Raw genomic sequence first — 25,227 nt, 5'->3', positions numbered from 1 at the left:
TTCTTTTGAATTTTAAATGGTTAATCCAATTAGTTTCATAAGAAATCAATAGTTCTAAAATATTTTAACATAGAATCATTTTAAATTCTCATCTCTTATGAAGATAATAGTTTGAGTATTCAAGAAAGGGATAGTTGGGCAAGAGATTGGAGATTTGGGGTTGCCATGTTTCTGTTAGTAATTGGAATTTGTTTTCTTACAATTGGAATGTTTGTAATGTACATAAATGAAGAAAAAATTGATTATAATTCTCTAGCAACAGAACCGGAAAATAAACAAATTTCAGAATTAAAATTTTCATTAGAAGAACAGAAATTACGTTCTGATGGGTTTGGATATATTGCAATTGGTATTGCAACAATATTGGGATCATCTCCTTTTTTTGAAAGGGTTTCAAGCTTAAAAAAACAAAATGACGAAAATAGAGCAATAATTTTTCCAATTCTGACAAAGAGTCATGAATATTTGGATGATATGATAAAAGGATATCTTGAATGTGTAGAAATGATAGAAAGTCAGACTGAAATCAAGAAAATGGTTGAAAAGGTGCATGTCTTGTTAAAAATACGAACTAGTGGCTTTCTAGAATATTCAGATAGGACTGAAAAAGACATTTTCTTTTTACAAATAAAAAATCCAGATCTTTATCAGGAGATTCTAGGAATTATTCAGACTAATCGATTATTATTAAATCATAAGCAGTTTGATGATGTACAATATAGTTTTGAGAGAGAATGGTTAGATTTATGGATTCAGAATGTGGGAAGATTAATTCCAGAATTACGTTCTGTTAATCAAAAAATAGTATCTCTAGAAAATTAAGCCAATTTATTTAATTTCTGTCTAATAGAGATTATGCTGATTTTGTTTCAGTATTTTTTTGTCTGTATGACCAATAATCTTCAATTTCAGGAAATTTGGGTTGAATAGTTTTGTGTTTCATTAGTTTAAACCATTTTCTTAGACTATCACAAGTATTACTACGTCCAACTGCATAAGATTGGATAAATTTTTCAAATTCTTTTTTTTCTAAATTTTGGTTTTTTTTCAAATTTTCATCATTTTTCAAATTTTCATATTGTTTTAGAAGTTTGTATGCTTCTTTCATATGGATTTTTTCTTCAGTCTGTAGTCTCGAATCTATGTTTTTAAGAAAGTTTACAGTGGTTTGAAGTTCTTCAAGTTCTTTCTCTGGAAAGTGAATAAGAGAGCCACTTGTAAATATAGTATCCCAAAAAGCAAATTTGAGTTCTATGTGTGCTGGAAGAAAAAGATCGGTGGTCGTATACTTTCGTGATAGTAGATTTTCTATTGCTACGTCTGCATAGGCATCTAATTTGTTACAGCCAGCAGTACAAGTTACAGTGTCTTTGTATATTCTTGTAAAGTCAGTTTTGATTAGATTCCGAATTTTTTTTATGTCTTCTTTTTCTTGTTTGGCTCTACTTCTTTCTGATAGGACATACCCAAGAAATGTGCCTCCACCAATTGACACTGCTATAGAAATAATGATTTCAATTAGGAATGAATTTTCATCTGCCAATGTTTATGAAATTATGTAACCATCATGTCTTTTTAAAATTAATTTTGTTTTCAAATAAAACTAAGAACCGTCTCCGCCTTCGGCCATAGGTTCATCGTTTTGACTAGGGTCTCTATCCAACATAATTAAGTATGTTCATACTTTCTTATAAGTTAGCATAATTATGAAAAAAGAAGGTCGAGTGTATATGGGAGCTATGAGTGAAGGTAGAGATGAAAGTTTTGAAAAAACAGATACAAAATATAGAAAAAGACAGGGGGCGATACCACGAAATAATCTACCAAATTCAAACAATCCACCAAACAAACCTCCAGACAACTCGTCAGATGATCCAATAGATCCTGAACGACAAAAAGAGATTAGAAAATTAATTGATAATGTTTCAGTAAGATTACAGGCAGGGATTGAAAATGGATTGTTTGAACAAAAAGGAATCGAATCTAACAATATAACATGGGGAAAAATTCAAGAATTAATCAAGCAAGCAAGAAATGAATTATCTGTTAATTTGGATGAGGCAGAAAATCTTCAAGAGAGAGCTTTGGATATGTATTTTGAAGCAGTAAACAAGGCAGGCTCTGTTTGGAGATTTTCAGGACTATACGCAGGTCATCTTTGGATATTTTTAGTAGGAGTTTTGATTTCAATATTCGTTTTTTATTATTTATCTTTGGATGACTATATCAAATCAGAAATTCTATCAGAGGAACACAAACTGGCAATAGACGTAGTAGTATGGGGAATAATTGGAAGTATCTTACGGTGTTTATGGGGATTAAGATTCAATGTTGCTAGAAGTCATTATAGAAAAGGTTGGAGACTACATTATATCAGTGCCCCATTTTTAGGAGGAATTTTGGGAGCTGTTGTCTACATTTTGATTTATGGAGGATTAGTCAGTATTTCCAGCCAGAACACTACGGAGAATGTGTTTGCTATGATACCTATTGCTGCATATGCGGGATACAAATGGGAATGGGCAGTCAAATTATTTGAAAAAGTTGAGAAAGTGTTTGAGTCAGATAAGAATGAAGAATCTAAGAAAGAATAGATGTATTTAAAGTTATATAAATTATATATATTATATACTAAATATAGATTATTTTAGACTTAATAGGCAATTACTGAAGGAATTAGAGGTCAAATCCAGGCATTTGAAGACCTTCTTCTTGAGCAAGTTCAATCATGTAAAATTCTAGATATCCTCCTGCCAAAAGCAATCCAATTACAATTCCAATCTCGATTATAGTGGGCTTGATGAATTGTTTGAGATCATGTTTTTTGAAAACTGCTCTAATTAGGATAAAACTTCTAGAGATTCCCAAAGAATATGCTGTCAACTCCATCAATCCAAAGGGGGATAAAAATAAGATGGCCAATGGAGGGACATTTTCTAAAATCGGAGCTGTTGTGGTAATAGCTGCAAATGCAAATCCGGTAGACCAAGCTGAAAAGAGTCCCCAACCAATACCAAATCCTGGAATAAACATTGGAAGTGCAATTGTCGTGTTATGAGTAAATATTCCAAATGCATCAATATCTAGGATCAGCTCTTCAAATTCAGACATGAAGGTGTTTGCCTCTTCTTGGCTTACTGTAGACATTGAACCAGTTTGATACGCACCTGTAAAAAATCCCATAAATATGAAAAATAATAAAATTCGAAATTTATTCACAATACAATACAATTAGAATGATATTTGAGGGTTCGGCGTAAGCGCAGATTTAATTAAACCAAATCATATTTTTTAATATGAAAAAGGAATTGTCCTTTGCCTTAAACTATGCACTAAATAAGGGATTCCAGATTCATCCTGACGCTTTTAAAATATTAGAAAATGTTGATGTAAAAAAACTAGAGAGAGTAATCAAAGAAATTGTTAGAGAGAAAACAAAACAGAAATTGTTTCAGATAAGCCAAGATGATTTAGAGACGTATCTTGGAATCAAAGATGACCCATCATTAGAAAGTGAAGTGCAGGTATTGTTAGACCCCACAGACAAAATAACCACTGGGGAGGGGGTAAAGGGTTACAATGCGTTATTTTCTAGCAGATTTAACAAATTAAAACGAATAATTTCAGATAGGCCAGAAGCTAGGATGTTAAAGTCTCTGACTTTTGTAAAAAATGAAAGATCCAAAGATGACATGTATGTTTGTGGATTGGTAACTGCAAGAAATAGTGAGAGAAATGTAACAAAATTGGTTTTAGAGGACCCATCAGGCTCATTTGATGGGATTATTTTTGATAATGAGTTACAAAAGACTGCAGACACCCTTTTGTTAGACCAATTTGTTATGGCTAGAGTTAGTGTAGGAAAAAACTCTGGATTCATCATAAAGGATTTGATTTTGCCAGATATTCCTGATCAGGCTACCAACAAGTCCGAGTCTGAGGCATATGCAGTGTTTTTATCTGATTTGCATATTGGGAGTAAATACTTCATGGAGGAGGAATTAACAGATTTTTTTTCATGGATATCCAGTTCTGATCCTACTGCAAGAAAAATTCGATTTATTTTGATTGGAGGAGATGTGGTTGATGGGGTTGGGATCTATCCAAACCAAAACAAGGAATTGGTATGCCAGACCATTGAAGCGCAGCTCAAAAAGGTTGAAGAGTTGATTGAAAAGATCCCAAAAAACATTAAGATAATCATAATGCCTGGAAATCACGATCCTGGAAGAAGGGCTCTCCCCCAACCAGCAATTCCAAAAAAATACAACTCAGGATTGTGGGATAGGGAAAATGTCATTATGGTTGGAAATCCGGCTGTTGTATCGCTAAATGGTGTTAAGGTGATGATGTTTCATGGACAAAGTATTGATGATATTGTAAAGACTACACCGGGTCTAAGTTATGACAAGCCAACAAATGTAATGAAGCATTTGTTAAGAGCAAGACACCTAAGTCCAATTTATGGCAGTCAGACCCCAATTGCACCAGAAATGCAAGATCTTATGGTTATTGAGGATGTTCCAGATATCTTTCATGTAGGGCATGTCCACAAGGCTCAGTTAGATATGTACAAAGGAATGTTATTGGTAAATTCAGGATCTTGGCAAAAACAGACACCTTTTCAAGCCAGTGTGGGAATGACCCCAAATCCAGGCATTGCGTTGCTGGTTAATTTGAAGACTTTCCAGGTTTTCCATCAAAATTACAATTCTAATTTAGACAATATCTTGCAAAGTTAGATCATCTTTGAAGGTCTTTTTTATCATTTCAGATGATACTGTAAGTTTGTATTTTTTGGTTCTGCCATGAATTCCTTGATGTACCAGTCTCCCAGAGATAATTCCAGAAAGTTCAATCTCACTTAACATTTGTGTAATTCTTCTTTGTGTTAATTCATCTCGTCCAACCACCTTACAGAGATTTTTGTATGAAGAGTAAATTTCACCAGTAGATGAGCCGTTAGCCTTCATTATAGCAAGTATGACTAGTTTTTCATGAAGTGGATATGATTTCAGAGATGTTTCCTCTTTATTTTCTTCAATTTTTAGGGATGCGTCACGAACATGGTTTTCAGTGACTTTATCAGATTGTTGTCTTTCAGCCAACTCACCTGCAACTCGAATTAGATCGATTGCTCTTCTGGCATCACCGTGTTCACCACCTGCTAGAGCAGCACATAGATTCAGGGCAGATTCATCTACAGAATTAGCCTCAAATGCTTCAGATATTCTCTCCTCTAAGATTTTTTTTATTTGTTCAACATTATAGTTTGTAAAGACAATCTCTTCTTCTCCAAGACTACTGATAACCCTAGGATCTAGTTTCTCTTTGAAGGTCAAGTCATTTGAAATTCCAATCAAAGTTAATGAGCCATTATTGAGGCTTTCATTGGCCCTTGTTAGTTGGTAAAGTATATCTTTTCCAGTCTTTGAGACTAACTCAGCAAGATAATCTATCTCATCAATTACAAAAACAACATTGATTTCTTTTTGTTCAATATTGTTTAGAATTCGTTTGAACACCTCACTAATGGCCAAACCAGTTGAGGGTAGATCCTTATCAATTAAACCTAATTGACGCCCAAAACTAACCAATAATCCGTAAAGGGTAGTCTCTTTTTTTGAGTTTGAGTAGATTAATTTTATTGGGAAATTTGACTTTTCAACCCTTTCTTGTATTTTTGAGATTACTTTTTTAACAACTAGAGTTTTTCCAGTTCCAGGTTTTCCATAAACTAAAAGGTTCGATGGTCTTGATTGTTTTAGAATAGGAAGTAATGATTGTGTTACTTGTTCTTGTTCATTGTTCCTATGTTGGATAGTTTTTGGAATATAGGTAAAATGGAGAATCTCTCTATTTTTAATTATTGATTTTCCAGTCTCAGCTGCATCTAACAACCTATCAATTGGATCCGACATATACTCACACACCTCTATTTCCTATCAATAATCTCATAACCATATCTAAATTAAGAGAGTATAGAATAGAATAGTAATTGTAGTTTAGTTTGTAATTAATTATTTTTAGTTAGTTTTTGTTTTTTCAAAAAAAAAAAAAATTAGAAAAAAGAAGAGTGGAAATATTGGTGTGTGGGTTCTTATAGGTTAACAAATTGTTAATTTGGTGTTAAAAAATCACTAAAAAACCTCATTTTAACCCCTTTATTTCCACTCCAGGCGTTAAGATTGACGTTAACATTGTGAATATCTAAAATCTACCCCTTTATTTCCACTCCAGGCATGAAAAACACTAATTTTAAGGGGTTTAATCATTATGATTTGTTAATAATAAAATGATGGACAGGCGTGACTCAGGCAGTCAACGTTAACAAACAACTTAGTTAACAAAATTTCGTGGATCCTTTGAACTGTTAACATTAGATCGATTAGATCCTAACATGGCCAAAAAACGTATTCGTATTGATATGGAAGATACTGATGGTGCACGCTATGATATTAAATTAGAAGGTAATGTGACCAGGGAAAAAGTCTTGAAAATATTTGAAATGATGGATTTGATGAATATTGAAGAAGAACAAGAAACAACAAACATAGATTCTGTAGGTTCAAAAATTTGGTATATTATAGATAAATTCTTCCCCATGGGAAAATTCACATCAACTAATATTTTGGAAAAATATGAAGATGAGTTCAACGAACCTATTAAACTTAGTATAATCTCTACCTATCTCTCGAGATTTTCATCAAAAGGCAGGGTGGATAGGACCAGAAATGGTAGAGAATGGATCTATCAGACCATAAAAATTACCCAAAAACAACAATAAATTATTCAAGTAATATTGATTTTTCTAACAATAAGACGATCTTTTCCAAGAATTAATTTTACATATTCGCCTTTTTGAATATCCATATACTTTCTAAACTGTTTTGGGATGGAAATTGTTCCAGCAGAAGTAATCTTTACCAAAACTTCATTCTCTTGAACTGACACATTATCATTATAAAATAATAATATATATAATTTAATAGATTATATAATTATTAATTAATAATAAAAACCTGTTATTTTGCCTAAAAACAACACAAAATAACTACCAAAATACTCGAAAAAATTCTTAAACAACTGCTGGGCTTGCCTCAACTTCCCCAATCTTTGCCATTCCCTTTTCAGTAATTGAATAGGTGTATGGTTTTGTTTCAGTGTTTCTTTGTACAAGACCTTCTTCAAATAATTTTTTCATCAATCTTGAAGTGTGTTCTCTACTCTTCTTTAATGTGATTTGTATGTCACGTGATGTCATGGATTTGTTTGTGATAAGATGCAACACATAATTGGTAGGGTTTGTGTGCTCAATATTAGGAATTTTAGGCGTGGAAGCTGGCTTTTCAGGAGTTTTTTGTGATACTTGTGATGTCTTAACTTTCTTCTCTTGTACTTGATTATTTGCTAATTTCTCTAAAAATTGCTTCAATTCCAAATTTGGATCCTCTGTTTTTTGCTCAATTCCTTGGATTTCTAGTGCATCTAGGCGTATTTTCATATCAATTAACTGTCTTTCATAGTATTCTAAACGCTCTGATTGTGATGCATCTACCATTTCACTCTTTGATTTGATGAATGGACGAATCTTATAGTATCCATACAAACCTCCTAAACCTACAATGAAGGCTAAAATCACACCTAAAATCACTTCTGGATCAGGAATTTCAATTAACATCACACATTTTATGCCTATATCGTGATTTATCGTGATAGAACAACATTATTTCACACTTTAGATTAACAAACTCACATACATAATCACAACCAACTTAACTCATACAGAACCATAATCATCACAAACATCACATACTACATGTCTGTCTAACGAGCCTATCTATCACACTAATCACTTCATCTTCTCTTTCTGGGAATATGTCACTCTCATTTATCACACTAATCTGCTCAGAAAGTTTGGATATCACATCTATATCATCAGGCAGAATTATGCCTAAACCACGCAAAAGTATGATTGAATAAAATAATGCAACTAATTTCTCTCTTGATTGCCCAACTTGTCTGTAATACGCACCTTTAGAGATAGAAAATTCTGATTCTAGAAGATTCTTCTGATTTAGAATAATTTCAATTTGTCTCTCTGTAAACAAAGATTTTTTGATGATTTTCCTAATAATATTGTTAAAATTAGATTCTTCAAACTTTGTCAAAGCTATACAAATATGTATAATGGCATTCCAATTAAACTTTAAAGAGCCACACACGAATCACTTCTATGGCTGGAGATAAAGTTGAGACATTTCTAAAATCAGAATTAAAAAAGAAAAATGCATTATTGTTTGTTTTAATAGATTCAGAAGTATCAAAACTAGAGGCGTCAAGCAAACTTGCTAAGGATGTTGAAAAAATAGGTGCATCTGCAATATTGGTTGGAGGTTCTTCTGCAACAGACCAAATAGAAATGGCAAAAGTTGTTAAAGGAATCAAAAAAGGCATCAAAATCCCAATAATCTTGTTTCCTGGTAATGTCACAGGAGTAGTGCCTGAGGCTGATGCAATACTCTTTAGTTCATTAATGAATTCCGAGAACCCATATTTCATATCACAAGCACAAGCCTTGGGTGCTCCAAGTGTCCTGAAATTTGGTTTAGAACCTCTTCCTACGGCATATTTGGTGATTGGAGATGGAACCTCTGCATGGTTTGTTGGTTCTGCAAGAGGAATTCCATTTGAGAAACCCAAAATTGCTGCAGCATATGCATTGGCAGCTCAATTTCTTGGAATGAGATTTGTGTATCTTGAAGCAGGCTCTGGTGCAAAATCTAGCGTTACTCCAGAGATGGTCAAAACTGTAAGACACACATTTAATGGATTTTTGATTGTAGGTGGGGGGATTAAGGATGTCAAAACTGCTCAAAACTTGGTCAAAGCAGGTGCTGATGCTTTGGTAATAGGCACATTTCTTGAAAAAGGTGGAAGTCTCAAAAAACTACAGGAAATAGCAAAAGCAATTCAAAGAAGCAAGTAATAGAACTCTATTATGTCTGAAAACGACGCAATTTCTCGTATAAGTGGCATAAAAATGCCTGATTATTATCTTGATTATTACTCGAATTTATCTGCAGAAACGTACTCAATTTTTGAAGCTGCAGCATCTGCTAAATCAAGTCTAGTGGACTCATCAGGTATAATTGAGCCGAAAATCGCATTTGATCTAGCAGATCGTGTGGCTAAAATGCATGAAATTGACATTGCCGAACCCTTACGTGAACTTCTAAAAATTAATGGAAAAGAACTTTCAGCACTGATTCTCTCAAAAGAGATTGCACAGGGAAAATATTCTTTACCTGATTCTACTTTGGAAGAAAAACTTGATCTGGCAGTTCGGGTTGGATTGGCAATTGTAACAGAGGGTGTCACCATAGCTCCTTTACAAGGAATAAGTGAAGTAAAAATAAAGAAAAACAAGGATGGTTCTGATTATCTCTCAGTTTCTATTGCAGGCCCAATGCGTTCAGCTGGAGGGACAGAATCTGCAGTTACAATGTTGATAGCTGATCATGTTAGAAAGACTGCAGGACTGTCAAAATTTCAAGCCAACTCATTTGATGATGAAACAGGTCGATTTGTAGAGGAATTAAGAATCTATGAAAGGGAGGCTAGTAGCTTTCAATTCCATATATTAGATGAAGATATTGAACATGTGATTTCAAATCTACCAGTAGAGTTAGACGGCGTAGATACAGATCCTTATGAGGTTGTAAATCACAAATCTATGGTACGAATTAAGACTGATCGGGTACGTGGAGGTGCCTTACGTGTCCTAAATGATGGTCTAATTGGAAGATCCAAAAAACTACTAAAAAGAATTGAAATGTACAATCTTGATGGTTGGGAATGGCTCAATGACCTTAAAGGAGCTGTTCAAACAGGTGAAAAACAAGAAGACGCAGCTACTAAAAGAATGCATGAAGTAATTACAGGAAGATCAGTCTTATCCATGCCTAACAAACTGGGTGGATTTCGATTAAGATACGGAAGAGCATGCAACACCGGCTTTGCAGCAGTTGGGATTCATCCCGTAATAGCAGAAATTCTTGATCATACCATTGCAGTTGGAACTCAAATCAAAATTGATATTCCAGGAAAAGGCTCTACTGTTGCGTTTGTTGATTCAATTGAAACTCCCACTGTCCGCCTGAAAAATGGAAATGTTGTAAAGATTCGGGATGTGAAACATGGAATTGAAATTAAGAATGATATTGAAAAAATACTTCATCTTGGAGATATTCTGATATCCTTTGGAGATTTTCTAGAAAACAATGCTCAACTTGTACCATCAGCATATGTGGAAGAATTTTGGATAGAAGAATTAAAACAAAAAATTCAGAAATACGAGCCTGAAGATCAGTATCTAACTCAATTTCTCAACAAAGTTCCCACCATAGATGAGGCATTAAAAATCTCCCTTGATTTTGATATGGCTCTTCATCCACGCTATCTGTATTTTTGGGATAAAATTTCCTCTGAAGAACTCAATCTACTTTTAGAACCTAAAAAAATCAATGAAACATCAATCGAATACCATATACAAATAAAAAAAATTCTTGAAAAATTAGGAGTTCCACATGTAGTTGAAAATGACAACATCATACTTGAAAATCTTGAGGCAAAAATTTTCTTTAATTTGTTATTTAGAGAAAAACCAGAAATTGACGAATCGTCAATCCCTCAGATAATTTCAAAATCCTCTGGAATCAAAATTAAAAACAAATTTTCTACCTCAGTTGGGGTAAGAATTGGAAGACCAGAAAAAGCTGCCCCAAGACAGATGAAGCCACCAACACATGTATTATTTCCTATTAGTGATAAAGGGGGACCAACAAGAGATCTTCTAAAAGCATCTAAAAATGAGCACTTTTTCACAAGTATCTACAACAGGCATTGTACTCAATGTAACCAACCATCAATTGGAATAAAATGCTCAAAATGTGGTATAAAAACAACTGTTACCTATAGATGTCCTCATTGCAGAGATACGCTTGAAGAATCTTTTTGTAACAAATGTAAACGAAATGCTTTAGCTTACTCACATAAGGAATTCCCATTAAAATCAAAACTCCTTGAAGCACAAGAAAAGATTCGTTTACGTGCACAAGAACCATTCAAAGGAGTAAAGGAACTAATCAGTCAAGATAAGATTGCCGAGCCTTTGGAAAAGGGACTTGTAAGACAAAATTTTGGTCTTACAGTATTCAAGGATGGAACTGTTCGATTTGATGCAACTAACTCGCCTCTAACTCAATTCAAACCATCTTGGATCGGAACCTCAATTGAGAAGCTCAAAGAATTAGGATATTCACATGATATTAATGGTGACCCACTTGAAAATCCTGAACAGATAGTTGAACTCCGTATGCAGGATGTAGTAATTCCCTATGAAAGTGGCAGGTATCTTGTCTCTATTTGTAAATACATTGACACACTTTTAGAAAAATTCTACGGCAAGACTCCATTTTACAATGTAAAAAATTCTGAGGAATTGATTGGGCATCTAATAATCGGTTTGGCTCCTCATACGTCTGTTGGAATTGTTGGTAGAATTATTGGATATTCTGAAACCCATGTCTGTTTTGCAACCCCTAACTGGCATTCTGCAAAAAGAAGAGACGCAGATGGAGATGCTGACTCGATTATGTTGTTGATGGATAGTCTTTTGAATTTTTCAAGGCAATTCCTTTCAGATGCTATAGGCGGATTGATGGATGCTCCACTGCTTATTCAACCTCTTGTTTTACCACACGAGTCTCAACCTCAAGCACACAATCTTGAGGTTACAAAATCACTTCCTCTAGAATTTTTTGAATCAACGATTCAACAAGTCAAAGCACCTGACATCTCTTCTGTTGAAATTATCAAATCTCGACTTGAGACAGAAAGACAATTTTATGATTATTATTTTACACATTCAACATCATCTCTTACCACTTCAAAATCTCGCAGTGCATATTCTACTCTTGGTTCAATGTTGGATAAATTTGATATGCAAGTTAAAAATGCTGAATTGATTGATGCTGTAAATACCTCAGAAATTGTTTCAGATGTCATTTCAACTCACCTTGTTCCAGATATTATGGGCAATCTAAGAGCATATGCTAGACAAAATTTTAGGTGTACTGGTTGTGGCAAATCTTACCGCCGAATGCCCTTAATCCAAACCTGCGTGTGTGGGCACAAACTAATTCCTACAATAACTCGTGGTTCTGTAGAAAAATATCTGAAACTTGCAAAAAGACTTGTTGACAAATATGATGTTAGTGAATATCAGAGAGGAAGAATTCATGCACTTTCTGATGAAATTGAATTAGTATTTGGAAAGAGCCCTGGTGATCAATCACTTCTAACTGACTATGCTTGAGTTATCGTAATTTGACGTATTCATATGCGCCCAACTTGTTATCAAAACAGAATTTTACCTTTTGGTAATTCTTTCTAAATGATTTTACTTTGGAAAGCAATTTCTTTGGATCTTTCTTCTCTATTACTACTTGTTTGATGAAAGATGCAATCTCTTGCATCTCACTCTTTTTCATTCCAAGTCTGGTAATCTCTGAAACCCCTAATCTAATACCACCTGGATGGAAGTAATTCCTTCCAGCCTTAATGTCTCCTGGAATCAATTGGCGGTTTACAATTATGTTGGCTTTTTCCAAGTCGGCTTCAACTTTTCCACCATCAGAATAATCTAAAACATTGACAGCAATCTGATGTGATTGTGTAAACCCTCTGCTTTCACCTAATACTTTGAATCCAGCATCACTTAATGCATCTGCAAGTGATTTTGCATTTTTTATAACTTGTAAAGCATAGTCTTTTCCAAACTCTAAAGCTTCTGCAAATGCTACCGCTTTTCCTGCCATATTGTTGATGTGGTGACTGCTTGTAAGACCTGGGAATGTAGCTTTTTTGATTGGTTCTTCATGTTTTTCAGAACCTAGAACTAATCCTCCTTGAGGTCCAAACAAAGTCTTATGAGTACTCATTGTTATTGTATCTGCTCCTTCACGAAGTGGATCTTGGAACTTTCCACCTGCAATCAATCCTGCAACATGAGCTGCATCGTAATTGATGTGCATATCATAACTCTTTAGAAAGTCTGAAAGTTCTTTGACAGGGTGTGGGAACAAGAATAACGATCCTCCAAACATTGCTATTTTTGGGAGTCGTTTATTCTTCTCAAGCTCTTTTACTTTCTGTTTTGTCTTATCCACATCAATAGTCATCTCTTGTGCATCAAATGGATAGAATTCAATTTCTAAACCATGAACCAATCCTGCAGTTCCAGAATGTTCTTTTTTACCATGCGAGATATGGCCTCCAGCTGGAATAGATGGGGCTAACATAACATCCCCTGGATTTGAATAAGCAGAATATACAGCAAGATTTGCAACAACTCCTGAAATTGGTCTAACATCTGCAAATTTTGCCTTGTAGAGTTTTTTAGCTAATTTCATACATTCAAACTCTACCTCATCAATGTAGATGCACCCAGCATAGACCCTTTCTCCAGGCCAACCTTCGGCATATCTGTTACCAAAATCTGAAATTATGGCTTCCCTGACTGCAGGACTTGGAATATTCTCACTGGCAATTAATGGAATTGAATTTTCAAACCATTTATGATGCTCCTTTAATTTTGTAAAAATTTTATTGTAAGATTCTTTATTTTGTGATTTAGCCATATTTTGCAACTTGATTTTCCCAATTTAAAAACACCGATGGCTACTCCAAATCTACTATTCTTGATCTGGAAGGTATAAAAGGGGAATCTGGAGTTTTTGCATCAATGGGTATGCAAGCTACTTCAAAAGGAAACATGCCAGTCGTATTGCTCAAAGAAGGCGGTTCAGAAACTAAAGGCAGAGATGCACAAAAAAACAATATTGCTGCATCAAAGATAGTCGCTGAAATTGTTCATACTAGTTTAGGCCCTAGAGGCATGGATAAGATGTTAGTTGATTCATTAGGTGATGTTACTATCACAAATGATGGAGCAACAATTCTCAAAGAAATTGATGTTCAACACCCAGCTGCAAAAATGCTTGTTGAGATTTCTAAAACAACTGATAATGAAGTTGGAGATGGAACAACTTCTGCTGTAGTTTTGGCAGGAGCTTTACTTGAAAATGCAGAATCATTAATTGATCAAGACGTTCATCCAACAATTATTGTAGATGGATATAGAAAGGCTGCAAGAAAAGCCAAACAATTCCTTGAAAGCATTTCAGACACAATTTCTGCAAATGATAAAAATATTCTTAATAAAATTGCAAAAACTTCTATGCAAACTAAACTCGTCAGAAAAGATTCTGATCAACTTGCTGATATTATTGTAAAATCAGTTCTTGCTGTTGCAGAAAAGGACTCTGAAAAATATAATGTTGACATTGATGATATTAAAGTTGAAAAGAAGGCTGGAGGTTCTATCAAAGACTCTATGATTGTTCAAGGCATTGTTCTGGATAAAGAAATTGTTCATGGAGGCATGCCAAGAAAAATCAATGAGGCTAAAATCGCTTTAATTAATACTGCATTAGAAATCAGCAAAACTGAAACTGATGCTAAAATTAACATTTCAAACCCACAACAATTGAAATCATTTCTAGATGAAGAAAATAGAATGCTAAAGACAATGGTTGACAAAGTCATTGGTTCTGGTGCAAATGTAGTTTTGTGTCAAAAAGGAATTGATGATATGGCACAACATTATCTTGCAAAGGCAGGAATTATTGCAGTTAGAAGAATTAAAGAAAGTGACTTGACAAAACTTGCAAAAGCAACAGGTGCAAGAATAGTTACAAATCTAGATGATCTTTTTGAAAAAGATCTTGGTATTGCTGATCTTGTTGAGGAGAGAAAGATTGAGGAGGACAAATGGGTATTTGTTGAAGGATGCAAACATCCAAAATCTGTGACCTTACTTCTTCGTGGCGGTTCACAAAGAGTTGTTGATGAAGTAGAACGCTCTGTTCATGATGCATTAATGGTAGTAAAAGACGTAATTGAGAAACCAGAGATTGTAGCAGGTGGTGGAGCTCCTGAAACATATGCTGCTACAAAACTGCGAAACTGGGCTAAATCATTAGAAGGTAGAGAACAATTAGCTGCAGAAAAATTCGCAGATGCTTTAGAATCTATTCCATTAACACTTGCAGAAAATGCTGGAATGGATCCAATTGACACTCTTACACTATTGCGTTCAAAACAACAAAAGGGTGAAAAATGGACTGGTATTGATGTAATGAAAGGAAAAATTGCTAATATGAAATCTAGTGATATTATTGAACCTCTTGCAGTAAAGCTTCAAATTGTTTCTGCATCTGCTGAAGCTGCTTGTATGATTCTAAGAATTGATGATGTAATTGCTACCCAAAAATCTGCTGGTGGACCACCTGGTGGTGGTGAAGGCGGAATGCCACCTGGAATGGGTGGAATGCCACCTGGAATGGGTGGAATGCCACCTGGAATGGGTGGAATGCCTGACATGGGCGGAATGATGTAAATTCTTTTAGAAAATTTCAAAAGTTTATTTCATAACCAATTTTACGAACAACATTGAGTAAAACATCATCAAGATTTCTTACTGGCTTCAAGTATGTTTACTTGGTTGTGTTTTTTGCATTATTGGCGGGATTTTTCCATCCTCTAATTACTAACACTAGTTTTGATAGTGTTGTTGTAGGAGTTTTGGTGTTGTTTGTAGGTTTAGCAGGTGGTGTGTTATTGTACAAATCTGCAACATCCGAGAAAAGAAGAGAAATATTTCTTGGAGGAGGATTTGCACTAATGGCAATTTCATTGTACTATATTTTCCAGCTTACTGGAAGATTCTAAACATCAAAGTAGAGATAAAATTCATGAGGATGTGGTCTGATGGAAATCTCACGCTGATCCCTTCTTTCTAATTCTATGATTTTATCAATTACATCATTTGTATAAATTGGATTAAGGAATTTTCTATCACTTTCTAACTCGTCTAGTGCTTCTCCTAGGCTCTTTGGAAGCACGCCAATACCTCTCTTTGCCCTGTCTGATTTTGTCATTTTAAAAATATCATCACGAACCTGATCACCCGGATCCATCTTCTTTTTGAGTCCATCCATTCCAGCTGCAGTAACTGCAGCAAATACGAGATATGGATTAGAAGAGGGATCGGGTGCTCTAAACTCTAATCTCTTTAGATTTGAATATTGTTTCCCTCTGAGATGTTTTGGGACTCTAACAATAGCTGAACGGTTTCCAGAACTCCATGCAATATATGCAGGAGCCTCATAACCAGGTACTAATCTATGATATGAGTTAGTAGTTGGATTACAAATTGCTGATAACGCTTTTGCATGATTAATTATCCCACCACAAAAGTATCTTGCAGTTTGACTTAATTCATCTTCATCATCTGGATCAAAGAAGGTATTTTCTTTTCCTTTCCACAAACTTACATTTACATGCATTCCTGAACCTGAATCCATTGCAATTGGTTTTGGCATCATTGTTGCAACTTTTCCATATTTCTGTGCAACATTTCTAATTACATATTTGTAAGACTGTGCTGCATCAGCTGCATTTGTCATGTGATCATATTTGATATCTATTTCACACTGACCAGCAGTTGCAACTTCATGATGGTGGTTATCACACAAAATCCCAAAATTGTTCTTGAGAATGTTTACACATTCATTTCTATATGGTGTAAGAGTATCTGATGGTGTACTTGGGTAATACCCCTCTTGTAATCCCATTGGATAGCCATTACCTTCTTGACTCCATGGTGCCTCTTTAGATTCAATTGAATATGATTGTCCTTTGTATGGTGTTAGAACATCCCAATGTACTTTATCAAAAACAAAAAACTCTACCTCTGGACCCCACGTACTAAAATCAAATCCTTGTGTTTTGATATACTCTTCAGCTTTCTGAGCAATTCCTCTAGGATCTCTTGATAGTCTACCTCGGTTTTCTCCCCAATAGACATCACAAAGTAGTCTAGCTGTTTTGTTTTCTGTCATCCATGGAATTATTGCAAATGTATTTGGATCAGGTTTTAGAAGTAAGTCAGAGTCATCAATACTAGTAAAACCGATAATAGATGAGCCATCCAATTTTGGTAGCCCATCTCTCATTTGTTCAGGAGTAAATGTGTCTGCTGAAATTGTGGTATGATGAAAATGACCAGTAAGACCAGTAAACTGTAGATCGATAAATTGAATTCCTTCATGTTGAATTCTTGAGAAAACTTCGTCAGGCGAATACGTTACTTGGATTGCTTTTCCGTGACTGACTTTATAGGGCAATTTTATACTTCAATCAAACACAAATACATCCAGCATTTAAGGATTAGGTAAGAAATGTCCGAAACAAATCAAATTGATATCAACTCCCTTCATCATACAGTATTACGAGAAACTGAAGATGATTCTTTACAAGAAATTGATCCAAATTTTTACAGAAATCTATCTGACTTTATAGGAAATTTAAAAAAACAAGAATTTGATGGTGTTGAAAATGAAATAAAAGATACCATGGTAGAAATGGCCACCGAGCTAGCATCTTTGCTGATAAATATTAGATTAGAAAAAATTTCAAAATTGAAAGACTTGGAAATTGGTTTTCTTCTTGATGAAGAAAAATTCATTCTTGATTCACAAGAAGAAGAAAATGATAGAAAAGAAATGATTCTATCAGCAACAATTAATGGAAAATCCAAATTTTTAGAGTCTTTATCACAAAACCATAAAACAAAGAGAATTGCTGTAAGATTTTTGCAAGAAGTTGATGAAATTGTAGGGGCTGACCTTGAAAAGTATGGTCCATTCAAGACTGAGGATATTGCCACTATTCCATACGAGAATGCACAGGCACTAATTGCTAAAAATGCTGCAACAAAAGTTAGGTTAGAAGATTAGATAGAAATTATACCTAATCCATTTTCTAATTATATGTCTCATACAGGTGTTGATGTAATTGATTTTCTATTTTATACAATTTATCCAGTAATTGGAATTTTCATTGTTGAAGGAATTAGTAGAGTAGTAAAAGCTCCTAAATGGATAAAATTATGGACTCAAGCTGCTGTGTCAATTGGTTTTGGAGTCTATTACTGGTTTATTTTACCAGCGCCTCAAAATTTCCCATTAACTGCATTGGTGATGTTTGCACTTGCTATTGCACTGATTTATCAAGGAAGACGTGCAAAGATATCTCCTGAAAAAAGCCCATACTAATTAAAAACGACCAAAAATTCTTCTAAAAATATTTGGCTTATTTCTTCCACCATCTCTGATAACTTTTTTTTCACCAAATCGTTTTGCTCTAATTTGACTTAGTTTAACACATCTGTGTTCTTCAGGAAGTCTGTGTTCAGAACAAAACGGATCCTTACAATAATTGCATTGAAATGGCAAATCTGTTAAATCTCCACAATATGCACATTTTTCTGACTTCATAATTTAATTCACGATTTTTCTTTTAATAATGTTGCCAGTATTTTACAGGAACCATTTTACATGTCTAAACATTTTTACGATGTCAAAAATCAATACAATTAATTGATTAAAGATAAGGTAGCAATAATTACTGGAGCTAGTAGTGGTATTGGATTTGCAACTGCTTTAGCATTATCAAAAGCAGGTGCTAAAGTGGCAATTGGTGCCAGAAGAGTAGACAAACTAGAAGAACTTGCAAAAACAATAACTGAAAATGGAGGAGAAGTATTTTACCAAAAATTAGATGTTACAAAAAAATCAGAATGTGATAATTTTGCAAAAGCAGTATTAGAGAAATGGAACTCTATTGATATTCTAGTAAATAACGCAGGACTAATGCCATTGAGTTTCTTCAAAAACCTAAAGGTAGACGAATGGGATCAAATGGTTGATGTGAATATTAAAGGTGTATTGTATTCTACTGCAGCTGTAATTACTCACATGAAAGAAAAAAAATCAGGCCATATTGTTAATCTCTCATCTGTAGCAGGAAGAATTGTATTTCCAGCTGGTAGTGTTTACTGTGCAACAAAACATGCAGTTGCTGCATTTAGCGAAGGATTAAGACAAGAATTCAGTGTTCGCTCAAACATTAGAGTAACAAGTATTGAACCAGGAGTTGTAGATACAGAACTTAACAACACAATTACTGATGAATCATTGAAGGGATTTGTTGAAAATACAAAAAAGATGGAAGCATTACAAGCTGTAGATATAGCAAATGCAATTTTGTTTGCAGTAGATTCTCCATCTTACGTTAATGTTAATGAAATTTTGATAAGGCCTACAACTCAAGAACGTTGATTTGACAGACATTCCGCACATTGTCATTTTAGGTGGAGGCTTTGGTGGACTTTCAACTGCCAATGAACTAAGAAATTCCTTACCCTCCTCCCAGATGAAAATCACCATTATTGACAAAAAAGATTGGTTTATGGTAGGATTTGCAAAATTGTGGATAATTAATGGCACAAGAACATTTGAAAACTCTATTGGCAATTTACATGAATTAGAAAAAAAGGAAATCAATTTCATACAAGATGAAATCTTGTCAATTGATCTTCAAAACAAAAATGTTAAAACCAAACAAAAAGATGTCTCATATGATTTTCTTGTAATTTCATTAGGTGCAGTTTTAGCTCCACAAAAAATTCCTGGATTAGTTGAAAATGGATTTAATTTGTATGATCACAACCAGCTTTCAGATATTCATAACAAACTTGAAAATATTGAATCTGGAAAAATTGCGATCTCTATAATGGGAATGCCATACAAATGCCCTCCAGCACCATTTGAGGCTAGTTTGTTGATAGATTCTATGCTTAGAAAACGTGGTGTGCGTGATTCCATTCAAATTGACTTTTACAGTCCTGCCCCAATTACTTTACCTGCAGCTGGTCCAGAAGTTAGTAAAGAAATTCTCGAATTAGTAAACTCTGAAAAAATTGTTTTTCATAATTCATCTAAAATAAAATCTGTTGAGCCAAACAAATTAATTTTTGAAAATGCTGAAGCTGATTTTGATTTACTTTTAGCTATTCCACCACACATTGCTCCAAAAATAATTTATGATTCGGGACTAGCTAAAGAACCCGGATTTATTCCGATAGATAGAGACTGCAAAACTCCTTTTGAAAATGTGTTTGCAATTGGTGATGTTACCAGTTTAGTAGTTACAGAAAATAAGGCAGTACCAAAAGCAGGCATTTTTGCTGAAGGCGAAGGTATTGTTGTTGCAAAAAACATTTTGTCAAAACTTCAATCAAAAGAAGAATGTGAATTATTTGATGGAAAAGGAGGCTGTTTTATTGAATCAGGTCGAGATACAGCTTCAATCATTGAAGTTGACATGTTTTCACATCCAGAACCCTCTACTAGTATTTCTGAACAAACTTCTGAAAATCTTTCAAACAAACATGAATTTGAAAAAGAAAGATTATCAAAGTGGTTTTAATCAATCAGAATTATCTTTTTCTCTTGTTAGGTGCTCTAAAACAGCCCTAACTTCCACACCCAAATCTTGATCGTTTTTAGAAAGATTTAGTTTTTCAGGAATACTGTTTTTGAAATCTTCAGCTTCTAACTCTATACTTCTTTTCTGAATGCAATCTGTATGATCTTGTCCAGTTGCAGAAATTTTGTGGCAAATATTACAAATCTTCATAACTTTTGTTTGTTAATACGACGATTTAATAATTTCATTTTGTGCCTCTGAAACAAGGGATCGTCGTCTAGCTTGGTATGATACTAGTCTGGGGGACTAGTGGTCGCAGGTTCAAATCCTGCCGGTCCCATTACAATTTCAAAATTTTCGAGAGATTTTCAAAATTTTCAAGAGATTTTTGTTGCTTGTATTGCTTTAGAGCCCCAATAATTTTTTCTTTAGGTGGATTTTTGTAAATTTTTTGTACTTTTTTTGCAATTCCTGAACCAATAAAAATTGCCTGAGTAATTGATGTAACGTTTGATGGCCTTCTCTTAACACTAGAACTTTCAAAATCTATTAGGGTAGATTTAGTTTTTCCAACAATAATATGTTTTGAGATATTACTTAATTCACCATGATCAAAACCTATTTGATCCAAGTTGTAACAATCTTCAAGAATTTTTCTTATTACAGTTTTTAATTTTTTTGCACTGCCTATTCCTTTTAATGAATTTATCCAATCGATAATTTTTATCCCGTCAATGTACTCCATTATCAAAAAATTTTTGCTCACATCAAGCATCTTTGGACCTACTTTTACTGAATTTACTATCTTTAGCAAATCAGCTTCACTTCTCATTTCTTTTCTTTGCGAATCGGTTCTTCTAATTTTTAATGCAACTTCTTTACTACCTTTTTTTGCAAGAACAACTACGCCCACATATCCTTTTCCAAGAATATTTAATTTTCCAAGTGTCATGGGACCAGTTAATGAAATTGATTTAATCCTTAATTTTTCTAATTCATTTATTCGAGATTTTATCTGGCGTCGTGTTGCTTTGGGATATCCGAGAATTTTTGAGTATGGCTCATCAGTAAATTTCTTAATTGAAATGAAGGAGTGTGCCATCTGTTGAGATCAACTCACTTGCGACCTCTTTAATTGATTTGCTTAATCCCTTTTCTCCAACTGAAATTTTAAAACCTCGTTTAAAGTCTGTTTGCAGACCTTTTGGTATGCCTGTTTGAAGGTTATTTCTCAAGAATTCAGTCATGAATTTAACGGCATCAACATGTTTTCTCTTCTCTAAAGAAATAATTTTTTTATTATTTCCAACCCAGATTAATTCCGCAGTTGAGAGATTTTTAGAAATAAAACTCTTGGAACTACCTTCTCTAAAAACCTCCGGCCCAGTTTTTGCATAAACATCAGGAATCTTTGTTGTTCCTAAAAAGAAAAAGAGGTAAGCATCTTTTTGTTGATCTGTATAGGCTCTACTTCTTAATACTGTAAAACCAGCTATTTCTAATTGTGTACTCAATGATGAAGTAGCTCTCTTGATCTGTCCCCAAATTATATCTGGACTCCTAACTTTAAAACTAAATTTTATTGATAACAAATTTTCCCAATACTTCTTTGAAATCTTTGGACTTTCTTCCTTAAAAAATCTCAAATTTGGATTTTCTTTAAAGGCCCTGCAAACAAGAATGAATTTTCCAATATTTTCATTAGAAATTGCTGCAGCTAAATTCCTATTACTATCTACTGGATCTATTATTGTTAAAGATGTATCAAATTTCTTTGTAGTTTTTCCAATAACCTGATTTTCTTCAATTTTAGAAATTGATTTTATAATATTTTCAAAACTTCCAAAGTGTAAAACTAAAACTTCTGAAACATATCCACTGAATCCTTGTTTTGCAATTTCTGCACCATAAATTCCATTTGATTTTAGAAATGCTTTCAAAATTCTAACTTCATTTTGCATTTTTGGTGTTAATGATTTTGACATGAATTTTGTATGAAATGTTGATCTGTCTGCGGCACTTTTCCATTCTCCAATTTTTACATCATAAAATGGAACTACATTTATCTTGGTATCTTTTATTTTAGCCTCAACATATGGGTGTTCAGAGTACCTTACATATGGAGAATATTTTTTTAATGAGTCAAAACCAATTTTTTTAGAAATTTTTTCAAATTTCTCTTCTGATGTTGATTTTTTGAATCTCACAAAAATATCTACGTCTGCATCTTTTGATAGCCATGTACCTTTTGCAAATGATCCTCCAAACTCCAAATCAATAATTTCAGAAAACTTTTCAGTCTCTTTTTTGACTAGTTGTAATGCTAATTCTGCAATTTGTTTTTTTGATTTTTCTGTTGCCTTTGTTGGAATAACACTTTTCATCACACTGGAAATAACTTTCTTCATTTTTCAGCAATTACCTCCATAATATCAGAATAAATTGGCCCACTAGTTGTAAGTTCACTTTTTTTCAATTTAATGCTGGAAATTTTCTGTATTCCAAAATCCATATTTTTTTGTTCATTCAATTCTTTTGTTATGTCTCCAATCTTCTTTTTAATCCTAAATATTGTAATATGTGGTTTGAATGGCTTGTCAGAAATCAGTCCTAGTGGTTTTAATGCATTTTCCACCTTTTTTGCTAATTCTACTAGATTTTTCCCACCTTGTTCATCAGTTCCAATCCAAATCACTCGTGGAAAATTAGGCCTGGGAAATGCCCCTATACCCCTCAAGTTTATACTAAATTCAGAAAATTTTATTGCTTGAATAGCTTCACTAACCTTTTCTTTTACATCTTCAGATATATCGCCTAAAAATTGTAATGTAAAATGTAATTGTTCTGGGACAATTGGTTTTGCATTAATTTTTAGATTGTTTTGAAATTTTTTTACAGAATTTATTACATCACTATTTGAAATCTCAACTGCTACAAAAGTTCGCATTACAACATTCTTTGATGTATCTTTATAATAATTTCCGGTAGCTTCATAGACGAGTTTACTTTTTGATATACATGACAAAATTAATTGTATGCTTGACTGGCATGCCTGGTGCTGGCAAATCCACAATTGCTGAGGGACTCAAACCAAGAGGATATGATATTATCAATATGGGAAATGCTGTACGTGAGGAGGCCAAGAAAAGAAATTTGGAACCTTCAAGATCCAATCTTGGAAAGTTAATGCTTGAGCTTAGAGATAAAAATGGACCTGGTGCAGTAGCTGAACTAGTAAAACCCCAAATTGAATCATCAACTTCTAACGTAATTCTAATTGATGGTGTTCGTTCAAATGATGAAATTGAAGTTCTTAAAAAATTTGGGAATGTAAAATTATTAGCTATTCATGCATCAACTGATACTAGATTTGACTTTTTACAAAAAAGAGGAAGATCAGATGATCCTCAAACCAAGAAACATTTTGAAGAAAGGGATAACCGTGAATTAGGTGTTGGAATTAGTAATTCAATTGCATTATCTGATTATGCAATATCAAACATTGGTTTAACAAAAGATGAATTAATAGAGTCAGCATATCAAATTATCCAAAGTTGGACGGAATGAAAATTCCAAAAATCAATTGTAAAATTGAGATGTTTTGTTCAATAAATCCTTCAGAAGATCCAGAAAAAACAAAAAAATCAATATCAAACATATTTCCATATTCTACAATTAAAATTGAAAATTTTTCAATTTCAGCAGAATCCAAAGATCTCAATTCTTTAGAAAAAATCCACGAAGCAGTTCATTCAAAGCAATCTCAAAAAACCTATCGAAGAAATCTTCAAAAAAATCTATACAATGATTCAACTTGGTTTTATCTAAACAAGCAAGCCGCTTTTGTTGAAAAAATTGTTATTTGTGATGAAGCCGAAGAATCTCCATTAGGGCCAATTAAAGTAATTCTTTCTTCTCCAAAAATTGATGAAATTATTGATTGGTTTGTGTATGGAGAATAAATTAGCTAAGAAAATTCAATCATTTTTGACTATTTTTTTTAGTATGAATCTAAAATCTGTTTTTTTGAATTATTAGAAAATGTTCATAAAATTAGGCATAATCATAGGGATAGTTGTTCTTGGAGGGATGATCTTCTCAAATGAAATTGATACATTATTCCCATCTACATCTGCTACAGTAGTTAATTCTCTAAAGGATGATGTATCAAATTTTGGTGCCAAAGCTTCTGATTCCGTAGAAAAGAGAATTGATGAATCAGTTGATAAAATTGTTGATAACACAAACAATGTCGTATCTGAAGAAATTAGTGAAGCTGGAGAAAAAATCAGTGATGAAATTTCCGAAACTAGAGAATCTTCCCAAAAAATCCTTAGTGAAAAAATTTCTAATCTAAATCCTCTTGAATCTATTAAAAATATTTTTTCAGACAATACTGCAACAAAATCTATATTAGAGTCATCTTATCAATCAGAAAATAAAATCACACAAAATCAATTTCCATTAATTTATGAAACATTATCGTTATCCACAACACAGCAATCAAATGATCAAATTCTTCTTCAATATTCTGATTCAAGTGGAAAAACACAAAATGTTGATGTAGTTATTAGAACTAACGAAAAAGAGATTTTTTCTGGAACATTTTTCACTTCCTATTTTGAAACAATTGTACATGATATTTCGAGTATTCCATATTATGTAGATATGATAGTAGAACATGAAGAGTATGGTACTGTTACATCATCCGTGTTTAATCCTGGTGATTCTTCTGATTTACAAATTAATGGAATATTTTCACAATCCTAA

General features: G+C 33.5%; 28 protein-coding genes and 1 tRNA gene. 16 read left to right on the top strand and 13 right to left on the bottom strand.

The features are described 5' to 3' along the window. Positions 1–111: 111 nt before the first annotated feature. The gene (locus tag NPIRD3C_RS01310; RefSeq protein WP_148702488.1) at positions 112–822 is read left to right on the top strand and encodes a hypothetical protein; all 711 of its coding nucleotides are present in this window, start codon (positions 112–114) and stop codon (positions 820–822) included. A 31-nt stretch (positions 823–853) separates the two neighbouring features. Here the strand turns inward: NPIRD3C_RS01310 and NPIRD3C_RS01305 are convergent, their stop codons facing one another. Further along, the gene (locus NPIRD3C_RS01305; RefSeq protein ID WP_148702487.1) at positions 854–1,543 is read right to left on the bottom strand and encodes a hypothetical protein; all 690 of its coding nucleotides are present in this window, start codon (positions 1,541–1,543) and stop codon (positions 854–856) included. A gap of 163 nt (positions 1,544–1,706) precedes the next feature. Here NPIRD3C_RS01305 and NPIRD3C_RS01300 point away from each other — a divergent pair, with 163 nt between their 5' ends. Next, entirely contained in the window at positions 1,707–2,594 is an 888-nt protein-coding gene (locus tag NPIRD3C_RS01300) for a hypothetical protein (protein ID WP_148702486.1), read from the top strand. Between the two features lie 82 nt (positions 2,595–2,676). Here the strand turns inward: NPIRD3C_RS01300 and NPIRD3C_RS01295 are convergent, their stop codons facing one another. Continuing rightward, positions 2,677–3,183: a stage II sporulation protein M gene (locus tag NPIRD3C_RS01295; protein WP_237087743.1), complete on the bottom strand. Its 507-nt coding sequence runs from the start codon at positions 3,181–3,183 to the stop codon at positions 2,677–2,679. 113 nt (positions 3,184–3,296) lie between these two features. Between NPIRD3C_RS01295 and NPIRD3C_RS01290 the strand changes: the two genes are divergently transcribed. After that, positions 3,297–4,742: a DNA-directed DNA polymerase II small subunit gene (locus NPIRD3C_RS01290; RefSeq protein WP_148702485.1), complete on the top strand. Its 1,446-nt coding sequence runs from the start codon at positions 3,297–3,299 to the stop codon at positions 4,740–4,742. On the opposite strand, the gene NPIRD3C_RS01285 is transcribed toward NPIRD3C_RS01290, so the two are convergent. Then, positions 4,719–5,921 (bottom strand): Cdc6/Cdc18 family protein, encoded by a 1,203-nt coding sequence (locus NPIRD3C_RS01285; RefSeq protein ID WP_148702484.1) that lies wholly within the window; start codon positions 5,919–5,921, stop codon positions 4,719–4,721. The two genes, NPIRD3C_RS01290 and NPIRD3C_RS01285, sit on opposite strands and share 24 nt — an antisense overlap. Before the next feature lie 479 nt (positions 5,922–6,400). On the opposite strand from NPIRD3C_RS01285, the gene NPIRD3C_RS01280 reads away from it, so the two are divergent. Then, positions 6,401–6,787 carry a hypothetical protein gene (locus NPIRD3C_RS01280; RefSeq protein WP_148702483.1) on the top strand — a complete coding sequence of 129 codons (387 nt, stop codon included), beginning with the start codon at positions 6,401–6,403 and terminating at the stop codon, positions 6,785–6,787. Between the two features lie 5 nt (positions 6,788–6,792). Here the strand turns inward: NPIRD3C_RS01280 and NPIRD3C_RS01275 are convergent, their stop codons facing one another. The 3 genes from NPIRD3C_RS01275 to NPIRD3C_RS01265 form a co-directional block, all read right to left on the bottom strand. After that, positions 6,793–6,954, bottom strand: a complete 162-nt coding sequence (locus NPIRD3C_RS01275; protein ID WP_148702482.1) for an AbrB/MazE/SpoVT family DNA-binding domain-containing protein — start codon at positions 6,952–6,954, stop codon at positions 6,793–6,795. A 124-nt stretch (positions 6,955–7,078) separates the two neighbouring features. Beyond that, positions 7,079–7,681 (bottom strand): winged helix DNA-binding protein, encoded by a 603-nt coding sequence (locus tag NPIRD3C_RS01270; protein WP_148704077.1) that lies wholly within the window; start codon positions 7,679–7,681, stop codon positions 7,079–7,081. Between the two features lie 127 nt (positions 7,682–7,808). After that, on the bottom strand, positions 7,809–8,171 hold the full coding sequence (locus tag NPIRD3C_RS01265) for a hypothetical protein (RefSeq protein ID WP_148702481.1): 363 nt from the start codon (positions 8,169–8,171) through the stop codon (positions 7,809–7,811). 65 nt (positions 8,172–8,236) lie between these two features. Between NPIRD3C_RS01265 and NPIRD3C_RS01260 the strand changes: the two genes are divergently transcribed. Next, a complete protein-coding gene (locus NPIRD3C_RS01260) occupies positions 8,237–8,989 on the top strand; it encodes a phosphoglycerol geranylgeranyltransferase (protein WP_148702480.1) in 753 nt (250 codons plus the stop codon). Positions 8,990–9,001: 12 nt separating this feature from the next. Continuing rightward, complete coding sequence (locus NPIRD3C_RS01255; RefSeq protein WP_148702479.1) at positions 9,002–12,379, top strand: DNA polymerase II large subunit; 3,378 nt, start codon at positions 9,002–9,004, stop codon at positions 12,377–12,379. Between the two features lies 1 nt (position 12,380). On the opposite strand, the gene NPIRD3C_RS01250 is transcribed toward NPIRD3C_RS01255, so the two are convergent. Continuing rightward, entirely contained in the window at positions 12,381–13,703 is a 1,323-nt protein-coding gene (locus NPIRD3C_RS01250) for a serine hydroxymethyltransferase (RefSeq protein ID WP_148702478.1), read from the bottom strand. Between the two features lie 104 nt (positions 13,704–13,807). Here NPIRD3C_RS01250 and thsB point away from each other — a divergent pair, with 104 nt between their 5' ends. Next, positions 13,808–15,523, top strand: coding sequence for a thermosome subunit beta (gene thsB, locus NPIRD3C_RS01245; RefSeq protein WP_148702477.1), 1,716 nt, complete (start codon positions 13,808–13,810; stop codon positions 15,521–15,523). A gap of 53 nt (positions 15,524–15,576) precedes the next feature. Further along, entirely contained in the window at positions 15,577–15,855 is a 279-nt protein-coding gene (locus NPIRD3C_RS01240) for a hypothetical protein (RefSeq protein WP_148702476.1), read from the top strand. Here the strand turns inward: NPIRD3C_RS01240 and glnA are convergent. Next, entirely contained in the window at positions 15,852–17,312 is a 1,461-nt protein-coding gene (gene glnA, locus NPIRD3C_RS01235; RefSeq protein WP_148702475.1) for a type I glutamate--ammonia ligase, read from the bottom strand. The two genes, NPIRD3C_RS01240 and glnA, sit on opposite strands and share 4 nt — an antisense overlap. Positions 17,313–17,366: 54 nt before the next feature. Between glnA and NPIRD3C_RS01230 the strand changes: the two genes are divergently transcribed. Together NPIRD3C_RS01230 and NPIRD3C_RS01225 are read left to right on the top strand one after the other, a co-directional pair. Beyond that, the gene (locus tag NPIRD3C_RS01230; RefSeq protein ID WP_148702474.1) at positions 17,367–17,924 is read left to right on the top strand and encodes a DNA replication complex subunit Gins51; all 558 of its coding nucleotides are present in this window, start codon (positions 17,367–17,369) and stop codon (positions 17,922–17,924) included. Between the two features lie 33 nt (positions 17,925–17,957). Beyond that, positions 17,958–18,242, top strand: a complete 285-nt coding sequence (locus NPIRD3C_RS01225; protein ID WP_148702473.1) for a hypothetical protein — start codon at positions 17,958–17,960, stop codon at positions 18,240–18,242. Here the strand turns inward: NPIRD3C_RS01225 and NPIRD3C_RS01220 are convergent, their stop codons facing one another. Continuing rightward, positions 18,243–18,464, bottom strand: coding sequence for an AN1-type zinc finger domain-containing protein (locus tag NPIRD3C_RS01220; RefSeq protein ID WP_148702472.1), 222 nt, complete (start codon positions 18,462–18,464; stop codon positions 18,243–18,245). 102 nt (positions 18,465–18,566) lie between these two features. Between NPIRD3C_RS01220 and NPIRD3C_RS01215 the strand changes: the two genes are divergently transcribed. Then, on the top strand, positions 18,567–19,307 hold the full coding sequence (locus NPIRD3C_RS01215) for an SDR family oxidoreductase (protein ID WP_148702471.1): 741 nt from the start codon (positions 18,567–18,569) through the stop codon (positions 19,305–19,307). A 1-nt stretch (position 19,308) separates the two neighbouring features. Continuing rightward, positions 19,309–20,457, top strand: coding sequence for an NAD(P)/FAD-dependent oxidoreductase (locus tag NPIRD3C_RS01210; protein ID WP_148702470.1), 1,149 nt, complete (start codon positions 19,309–19,311; stop codon positions 20,455–20,457). Here the strand turns inward: NPIRD3C_RS01210 and NPIRD3C_RS01205 are convergent, their stop codons facing one another. After that, entirely contained in the window at positions 20,458–20,667 is a 210-nt protein-coding gene (locus NPIRD3C_RS01205; protein ID WP_148702469.1) for a hypothetical protein, read from the bottom strand. Positions 20,668–20,723: 56 nt separating this feature from the next. Here NPIRD3C_RS01205 and NPIRD3C_RS01200 point away from each other — a divergent pair. Further along, positions 20,724–20,797: transfer RNA gene (locus NPIRD3C_RS01200), tRNA-Pro, on the top strand. Here NPIRD3C_RS01200 and NPIRD3C_RS01195 read toward each other — a convergent pair. The 3 genes from NPIRD3C_RS01195 to thpR are packed head-to-tail and all read right to left on the bottom strand — an operon-like array spanning position 20,798 to position 23,404. Continuing rightward, positions 20,798–21,559 carry an RIO1 family regulatory kinase/ATPase domain-containing protein gene (locus NPIRD3C_RS01195; RefSeq protein ID WP_148702468.1) on the bottom strand — a complete coding sequence of 254 codons (762 nt, stop codon included), beginning with the start codon at positions 21,557–21,559 and terminating at the stop codon, positions 20,798–20,800. It lies immediately after the preceding tRNA gene. After that, positions 21,534–22,865, bottom strand: a complete 1,332-nt coding sequence (gene cca / locus NPIRD3C_RS01190) for a CCA tRNA nucleotidyltransferase (protein WP_148702467.1) — start codon at positions 22,863–22,865, stop codon at positions 21,534–21,536. Before cca ends, NPIRD3C_RS01195 begins: the two co-directional genes overlap by 26 nt. Then, a complete protein-coding gene (gene thpR / locus NPIRD3C_RS01185) occupies positions 22,862–23,404 on the bottom strand; it encodes an RNA 2',3'-cyclic phosphodiesterase (protein WP_148702466.1) in 543 nt (180 codons plus the stop codon). The genes cca and thpR overlap by 4 nt, the downstream gene beginning before the upstream one ends. A gap of 71 nt (positions 23,405–23,475) precedes the next feature. Between thpR and NPIRD3C_RS01180 the strand changes: the two genes are divergently transcribed. The 3 genes from NPIRD3C_RS01180 to NPIRD3C_RS01170 all read left to right on the top strand — a co-directional run bounded on the left by NPIRD3C_RS01180 (position 23,476) and on the right by NPIRD3C_RS01170 (position 25,227). After that, positions 23,476–24,024 (top strand): AAA family ATPase, encoded by a 549-nt coding sequence (locus tag NPIRD3C_RS01180; RefSeq protein ID WP_148702465.1) that lies wholly within the window; start codon positions 23,476–23,478, stop codon positions 24,022–24,024. Beyond that, the gene (locus NPIRD3C_RS01175; RefSeq protein WP_148702464.1) at positions 24,021–24,419 is read left to right on the top strand and encodes an RNA-binding domain-containing protein; all 399 of its coding nucleotides are present in this window, start codon (positions 24,021–24,023) and stop codon (positions 24,417–24,419) included. The genes NPIRD3C_RS01180 and NPIRD3C_RS01175 overlap by 4 nt, the downstream gene beginning before the upstream one ends. A gap of 79 nt (positions 24,420–24,498) precedes the next feature. Beyond that, a complete protein-coding gene (locus NPIRD3C_RS01170; protein ID WP_148702463.1) occupies positions 24,499–25,227 on the top strand; it encodes a hypothetical protein in 729 nt (242 codons plus the stop codon).

Origin of the sequence: Nitrosopumilus piranensis (assembly GCF_000875775.1) — an archaeon.
Classification (GTDB): Archaea; Thermoproteota; Nitrososphaeria; order Nitrososphaerales; family Nitrosopumilaceae; genus Nitrosopumilus; species Nitrosopumilus piranensis.
Note: the sequence above shows the minus strand (reverse complement) of the source record. Positions and strands in the feature narration are given on the sequence as shown.